Source organism: Myxococcus xanthus (assembly GCF_013116825.1).
Classification (GTDB): Bacteria; Myxococcota; Myxococcia; order Myxococcales; family Myxococcaceae; genus Myxococcus; species Myxococcus xanthus_B.
Map to the genome: position 1 here is coordinate 1 of NZ_JABFNS010000356.1, position 394 is coordinate 394.

Genomic DNA, 394 nt, shown 5'->3' on the forward strand with positions numbered 1-394 from the left:
GTTGGGAATCGCACGCATCGCTGGCATCCAGGCGGCGAAGAAGACGAGTGATCTTATTCCTTTGTGTCACCCGTTGGCGTTGACGCGGGTGGCTATGGAGTTCGAATTAGATTCACAGGGATCGGCAGTGCGCTGTAATGCCACCGTGGAAACCGTTGGGCCAACCGGGGTGGAGATGGAGGCGCTGACTGCGGTGCAGGTGGCGCTGCTGACGATCTATGACATGTGCAAGGCGGTGGATCGGAATATGGTTGTGCAGAATGTGCGTGTGATGGAGAAACATGGAGGAAAATCCGGCACCTTTCACGCCGCAAAGCCCGGCCCGACTCCGTGAATACTCCGTATTGAGAGCCATAGCTCCAAATTTTCGGCAATTCCAAATCAATTAAATCCG

1 protein-coding gene is annotated in these 394 nt (G+C 54.8%); it reads left to right on the forward strand.

The window, feature by feature from the left end; genetic code table 11:
• The coding region (moaC, locus tag HNV26_RS37710) for a cyclic pyranopterin monophosphate synthase (RefSeq protein WP_171453078.1) at positions 1 to 334 on the forward strand (334 nt) is incomplete at its 5' end.
• Positions 335 to 394 lie beyond the last annotated feature (60 nt).